The sequence below is a fragment of the Nonomuraea sp. NPDC049784 genome (assembly GCF_040659615.1).
GTDB lineage: Bacteria > Actinomycetota > Actinomycetes > Streptosporangiales > Streptosporangiaceae > Nonomuraea.
Map to the genome: position 1 here is coordinate 1 of NZ_JBFAMX010000571.1, position 6,629 is coordinate 6,629.

6 protein-coding genes and 1 pseudogene are annotated in these 6,629 nt (G+C 69.8%); 2 read left to right on the forward strand and 5 right to left on the reverse strand.

Features of this window, described 5'->3' with window-relative positions; translation table 11 throughout:
- Together AB0J09_RS52155 and AB0J09_RS52160 are read left to right on the forward strand one after the other, a co-directional pair.
- A pseudogene (locus AB0J09_RS52155) lies at positions 1-323 on the forward strand (MFS transporter); the annotation flags it as partial.
- A gap of 46 nt (positions 324-369) precedes the next feature.
- A complete protein-coding gene (locus AB0J09_RS52160) occupies positions 370-537 on the forward strand; it encodes a hypothetical protein (protein ID WP_360709296.1) in 168 nt (55 codons plus the stop codon).
- Positions 538-585: 48 nt separating this feature from the next.
- On the opposite strand, the gene AB0J09_RS52165 is transcribed toward AB0J09_RS52160, so the two are convergent.
- From AB0J09_RS52165 to AB0J09_RS52185, 5 genes are all read right to left on the reverse strand, one after another.
- On the reverse strand, positions 586-1,680 hold the full coding sequence (locus tag AB0J09_RS52165; protein WP_360709299.1) for a PP2C family protein-serine/threonine phosphatase: 1,095 nt from the start codon (positions 1,678-1,680) through the stop codon (positions 586-588).
- Between the two features lie 106 nt (positions 1,681-1,786).
- Entirely contained in the window at positions 1,787-3,049 is a 1,263-nt protein-coding gene (gene aspS / locus AB0J09_RS52170) for an aspartate--tRNA(Asn) ligase (RefSeq protein ID WP_360709302.1), read from the reverse strand.
- A gap of 289 nt (positions 3,050-3,338) precedes the next feature.
- Positions 3,339-4,733: a ribosome biogenesis GTPase Der gene (gene der / locus AB0J09_RS52175; protein WP_360709304.1), complete on the reverse strand. Its 1,395-nt coding sequence runs from the start codon at positions 4,731-4,733 to the stop codon at positions 3,339-3,341.
- Positions 4,734-4,771: 38 nt separating this feature from the next.
- Positions 4,772-5,428, reverse strand: a complete 657-nt coding sequence (cmk, locus tag AB0J09_RS52180) for a (d)CMP kinase (protein WP_360709307.1) — start codon at positions 5,426-5,428, stop codon at positions 4,772-4,774.
- A 117-nt stretch (positions 5,429-5,545) separates the two neighbouring features.
- A partial coding sequence (locus AB0J09_RS52185; RefSeq protein WP_360709310.1) for a carotenoid oxygenase family protein occupies positions 5,546-6,629 on the reverse strand: 1,084 nt, incomplete at its 5' end.

A 6,629-nucleotide genomic window follows, 5' to 3' on the forward strand; every position in this document is an offset into this window, starting at 1 on the left:
CCCAGCACGGCGTGGCGTCGGCGGCGGTCGTGGTGGCCAGGATGATGGGCATGCTGATCGGCATCGCGGCGGTGTCGGCGTGGGGGTTCTACCGGTTCCAGTCGCTGACCGCCCACCTGGACACGCCCCTCCCGTTCGGTGTGGACACGGTGACGTACCAGCGGAAACTGGCCGAGTACACCGCGAAGGTGCAGGCGGCGCTGCACACGGAGTACACGGAGATGTTCCTGGTCACGGCGTTCATCTGCCTGCTCGGCGCGGCCGTGGCGCTGCTGATGCCCCGCCCCCCGCGGTCCCAGGGTGGTTCCCGCGAACCCAGGTAAGCCCGTGCCCTGCGTAACCACCGCCGGGTCCGGCAGCATCCTTGCCATGAAACTTGGCACAACGGACATGGACATCAGCCACACCGGCTTCGGCTCGTGGGGCATCGCGGGCGCTCGGGACGTGAGCCAGGTGGAAGGCTGGGTCCCGGCCGGGAGCCTCACGCTCACGGCGGCCATCCAGGCTTCCGCCACCGAAGGCCCGGTGACGCCATAACGCAGGAGGCCCGCCGGACAGCTGCCCCGGGTTCCGTGGCGATCGGATTCACGGGCCGGCCGGCCCGCCGGCGCGCCGGGTGATCGCAAGAATCGCCATGTCGTCATCGCGCGGACCGCCGGTCCAGCGCTCGACATCACGTACCAGGGCCTCGACCACCTCGTCCGGCTGCCGGAACGGGCCCTGGCCGCCGAGTCGCGCCGGTTCGTAGAAGGTCCCGGAACGGTCTCGGGCCTCCGTCACTCCATCGGTGACCAGCAGGAGCGTGCCCCCGATCGGGAACGGCCAGTCCTCCGGCTCTGGCTGCGGCGCACCCAGGCTGCTCATGCACAGGGGAAGGCTCGGCTCGCCTGGATCCAGCGAGGACACCGTGTCGCCCTCGATGAGATACGGCGAGGGGTGGCCGTAGTTCAGCAGCCGCACGCGGTCCGCGCCCAGTGTGATCTCACCGAGCACGGCCGTGACGAACCCCTCCATCCGGATGTCCTCCTCGCGCGACGAGGCCTCTTTGACCAGCGCGCGCTCCATACGCTCGGCCAGCACCACAAGGTCGGGTGCCTGGTCCGCCGCCTCCCGGAACGCGCCCAGCAGTACGGACACCGTGCCGACCGCGCCCAGGCCTTTGCCTCGCACATCGGCGATCAGCAGCCTGGTGCCGTACGGCGTGTCCTGTATGGCGTACGCGTCTCCGCCGATCAGTGCCTCGAACTGCGCGGGCCTGTAGGCGGCGGCGATGGCCAGCCGGCCGACGTATGCGGGCGGTGTGGGCAGCACGGCACGCTGGGCGGCCTCAGCGACGGAACGCACCGCTTCCAGCCGGCGCTCATGGCGAGCGACCACGACGTTCACCCCGAGGCCGACGAGCGCCGTGAACACCGCGTTGAGCAACGAGAACGTGCCGGGAGGATGACCGAAGTAACCGTCCTTGATCAACAGCGCCAGCTCGGCCAGGACGAGGGCCGCTCCGACCGCGATCGTGTGCCGTAGCGAGAGCAGCGCTCCGGCCAGCACGACCGCGGCCCCCAGCTGGTAGTCGCCCCAATAGTCATGCGGAGACAGGATGTTGACGAAGATCCCCGTCGCGATCAGGGCGACCGGTACGAGCGAGACATACCAGGGCCACCTAGTGGTGAGCCGGTTCATCCGCGCCCCGATCTACGTCATTCCCCCAGGTCCTGGCTTTGATCCTTTCTAGTGAACGGTGAATTGCGTGTCGAGGCGACACACCCAGGTCGTGCGCCGTAAGGGCCTATGGCGAGAGCCGGTGCAGGTCGCGAGGGAAGGCGGTGGTCTGACGGATGTTGGCGGTGCCTGTCAGCCGAGCGGTCCACCGTTCCAGCCCGAGCGCGAACCCGCCGTGCGGCGGCATCCCGTACCGGAACGCCTGCAAGTACCCTTCGTACGCCTCCGGGCCCTCCCCCCGGGCGGCCAGCGCCGCCAGGTAGTCCGCGTGGAGGTGCAGCCGCTGACCGCCCGTCACCAGCTCCAGCCCACGGAACAGCAGGTCGAACCCGTTGGAGTACCCGGGCCGTGCGGGATCGGGGTGGGTGTAGAACGGCCGCTTGGACATCGGATACCCGGTGACGAACAGGAACTCCGACCCGTACTCCCGCGCCGCCCACTCACACAGCCATCGCTCCTGCGCGGGCGACAGGTCCGGCTCCGGCGAGCCCGTCAGCTCCTGTGCCTCGGCGAAATGGATGGCCGGGATCTCGGCGGGCACCTCGGGCAGCACGGCCCCGAGAAGCTCGACGGCGGCGGAGGCGCGGCGCCGTACCGACTCCAGCATGCCGGCCACCACCTCCCGCAGCACCGCCATCACGTCCCGGTGGTCCCGGATGAAGCCCAGCTCGGCGTCGAGGCTGGTGTACTGGGCCAGATGGCGTACGGTGTCGTGCGGCTCAGCACGGAAGACCGGCCCGACCTCGTACACCCGCTCGAACACCCCCACCATCGCCTGCTTGTAGAACTGCGGCGACTGCGCCAGGTAGGCGGGCCTGCCGAAATAGTCGATGCCGAAGACATTCGCGCCCGACTCGGTGGCCGAGGCGACGATCTTCGGGGTGTGGACCTCGGTGAACCCGAGCCCGTCGAGCGCCTCCCGGAACCCGGCCACGCTCGCGGCCGAGATCTCCAGCGGCGCCCTGAGCAGCGGGTGCCGCAGCGCCACGGGCGCGTGGTCGAGGATCGTCGGCAGCCCGGCCGGCACGACGGGCCGGTACAGGTCGAACGGCGGAGTCGTACACGGCTCCGACAGCACCTCGATCTCCGGCTCCACCAGCTCGACGCCCCCGGGCGCCTGCGGGCTGGCCTTCACGGTGCCGGTGACCTCGACGACGCTCTCCTCGCCGGGGAGCTCGCGCGCGGCCACCACCTGGGAGAGGCCGGTACGGTCCCTGACGACGAGGAAGGACACGGATTTCAGCTGCCGGCGGCGATGAACCCAGCCGGCGATCGTCACTCGTTGCCCGGCGTGCTCAGCGAGCTCCGCCGACAAGACACGAGAGATCATTACAGCTCCTCATAAGGAATTGCATGACCCCTTGGGAGTGCGGGGGAGAAGGGAACTCCCGGTGCCACCGCACTTTCGCCACCTCGTGAAGAGGCGGCCTCCACGACCCGATGACGGGGGTCAGACCGGCGGGGCATTGCCTCCCCGCACTCAGGAGTGTCTTCACCAGCGGAGCACGGGACCGCCTTCGCAGCTACCGGCGGCTCTCTGGACCCCTGCGGATCCGCTGGTTACTCGTCTCCGTCGACGCGTTGCCGTAGATCCTACGTGCCCGGCAACGGCAAAGCCATTACTTGTCCTTCTTGGCGCCGCGCTTCTCCCGGATCTTCATCGTGACCTCGATCGGCGACCCCGCGAACCCGAACTCCTCCCGGATCCGTCGCTCGATGAAGCGCCGATACGTGTCCTCCAGCCACCCGGACGTGAACAGCACGAACTTCGGCGGCTCCACGGAGGCCTGCGTGGCGAAGAGGATCTTGGGCTGCTTCCCGCCCCGCACCGGCGGCGGCGTCTGCTGCACCAGCTCCGTCAGGAAGGCATTGAGCCGCGCCGTCGGAACCCGGGTGGACCACGAGTCGAGCGCCTTCTCCAGAGCGGGCACCAGCCGGTCGACGTGCCTGCCGGTCTTGGCGGAGATGTTGACCCGCAGCGCCCACGGAGTGCGGACGAGCTGCCGGTCGATCTCCTTCTCCAGGTAGTAGCGGCGGTCCTCGTCGACCAGGTCCCACTTGTTGAACGCCACGACCATCGCCCGCCCCGACTCGATGACCAGGCCGATGATGCGCAGGTCCTGCTCGGTGAGCGCCTCGCTGGCGTCGATGAGCACGATCGCCACCTCGGTGCGCTCCAGCGCCGCCCGGGTGCGCATGGCCGCGTAGTAGTCAGCTCCCTGCAGCTCGCGGTCGCGCCGACGGATGCCGGCCGTGTCGACGAAGCGCCAGGTGCGCCCGCCCAGCTCGATCAGCTCGTCCACCGGGTCGCGGGTGGTGCCGGCCATGGGGTCGACCAGCACCCGCTCCTCCCCCGCCAGCTTGTTGAGCAGGGAGGACTTGCCGACATTGGGCTTGCCGAGCAGCGCGACGCGGGCCGGGCCGCGCTCATGCTCGAAGCTGACAGCAGGCGTTTCGGGCAGCGCGTCGAGCACCACGTCGAGCAGGTCGCCGCTGGACCGTCCGTGCAGAGCCGAGACGGGGTACGGCTCGCCGAGCCCCAGCGACCACAGCGCGGCGGCCTCCAGCTCGAGCTGCTGGTTGTCGACCTTGTTGGCGGCCAGGATGACCGGCTTGCCGGACTGCCGCAGCACCGAGCCCACGACCTCGTCGGCGTCGGTCGCGCCCACGGTCGCGTCCACGACGAACACGATCACGTCAGCCAGCTCGACGGCGACCTGGGCCTGCTCGGCGATGCGCAGGTTCATCCCCGTGGCCTCGGGGTCCCATCCGCCGGTGTCGACCACGGTGAAGCTGCGGCCGCGCCAGTTGGCGTCGTACGTGACCCGGTCACGGGTAACTCCCGGCACGTCCTCCACGACCGCCTCGCGGCGGCCGATGATGCGGTTGACCAGCGTGGACTTGCCGACGTTCGGCCGCCCCACGATGGCGACGACCGGCAGCGGCGTGGTGTCGCCGTGCTCGGTGATCTCAAGCTCTTCGAGGTCGGCCTCGACCCAATCCCCCGTTGGCACGATTGATTTCCTTAATGTGAGTACCGCACCTGAAAGCCTCAGGTGCGCTCTTTAACCAGCCTCAACACCTCAGCTATCACTTCTTCAAGCGAAAGCGGAGTGGTGTCGAGCTCGACGGCGCCATCCGCCATCGAGAGTGGGTCCGTCTTACGTGTCGAGTCCAGGGTGTCACGCCTGGCCATGGCCTCCTGCTGCGCCTCCACCGTCGAGCCGGCCAGCTCGGCGTTGCGCCGCGTGGCACGGGCCTCCGCGCTGGCCGTCAGGTAGACCTTGACAGTGGCTTCGGGGCAGACGACCGTGCCGATGTCGCGGCCCTCGACCACGATGTCACCGGCGCCGATGATCTCCCGCTGGAGCGCGACCAGGCGTGCCCGGACCTCGGGAACGGCGGCCACGACGGAGACCGCTCCGGTCACCTCGGCCTCCCTGATCGGCCCCGCCACGTCGACGCCGTCGACGTGGATCGTGGGGCCGTCGGGGTCGGTGCCGGAGTCGATGCGAGGCTCGCCGCAGCGGGCCGCCACGGCGGCGGGATCGGCCAGGTCGACGCCCTGCCGGACCATCCACCAGGTCATCGCGCGGTACATCGCCCCGGTGTCGAGGTAGCGCAGGCTCAGCGCCCTGGCGACTCCGCGCGACACGCTCGACTTACCCGACCCCGAAGGGCCGTCCATGGCGACGACCAGACCGGTCACGGCCTCTCCCTCTTCACGAGCTTTCCAGCAGACACCAGGTCCTCGCCGTTTGGGTGGACCGGCCCGGATGCGTTCGATCCCGTCACCGCATCACCAAGAGAGAGTACCGTGTCCGGCTCAATCGGCGATCCAGCTCCCGTGGAAGCCGAGCGGCACCCTGGCGGGCAGGTGCACGATGGCGACCGGCTCGCCGGTGAAGTCCTGCGCCGACAGGATCATCAGGTCGGCCGCTCCGCGGGCTGGGTTGTTGACGAAGGAGAGCACGTACCCGTCGTCCTCGGCCTCCCCGGAGGCCACGAACACCGGCTCGCCCACGTACGCGCCGCGCCCGAACTGCCGGGGCTCCTGTGTCCCCCGCTCCAGGTCGTGCTTGATGAGGGTGTTCTCGAACGCCTCGTCGGGCAGGTCCTCCAGTTCGGTGTCGCCCGGCGTGAGCACGCCGTCGAGGTCGCCGCCGACCGCGGTGTAGCCGTAGCGGTACGGCCGGCCGGTACGGCGCTCATCCATGCGCGGGAACTCCTGCGACCGGTCGTCCAGCCGCGTCTCGCGGACCTTGCCGCCGGCCGGGTCGATCCGCCACCGGTCGAGCGTCGGCAGGCCGCCCTGGTCGAGCCGGCTGTCCACGAACCGCTTGGGGTGGCGGACCACGTCCACGACGACCTCCTCGCCGTCGTCGTAGGCGTTCAGCGTGTGGAAGACCCAGCACGGGTCGACCTCCACCCACCGCACGTCGCCGCTCTGGCGCGACAGGAGCCCGATCCGGGCGCCGTGGGCGTCGTTCCAGGCGTACGGCAGCGGAGAGCCCTTCTGCGCGTGGTGCATGCTGAACGTGACCGGCAGGTCGTAGATCACCACGTACCGCTCGGTGAGGGCGAAGTCGTGCAGCATCGGGGCATCGGCGATCGGGATGTTCCTGACCTGCGTGACCGTGCCCTCGGGGTCGATCACGATGTGCTGGTGGTGGTCCCAGCCGAAGAAGTAGGCCAGCGCGTGGAGCTCGCCGGTGGCCGGGTGGAGGTGGGTGTGCGCGGCGTACCCGCCGGGCAGGCCGCCGCCGAAGTCGCACGCGCCGATGGTGTCGAGCTCGTAGCTCAGCTCGTACGGCAACGCCCCCGCCTCGACGGTCGCGAACGTGCGCCCGGCCAGCCCGATGACGTGGGTGTTGGCGGCGAAGTCCATGCCCGCGTGCACGGGCCCGGGC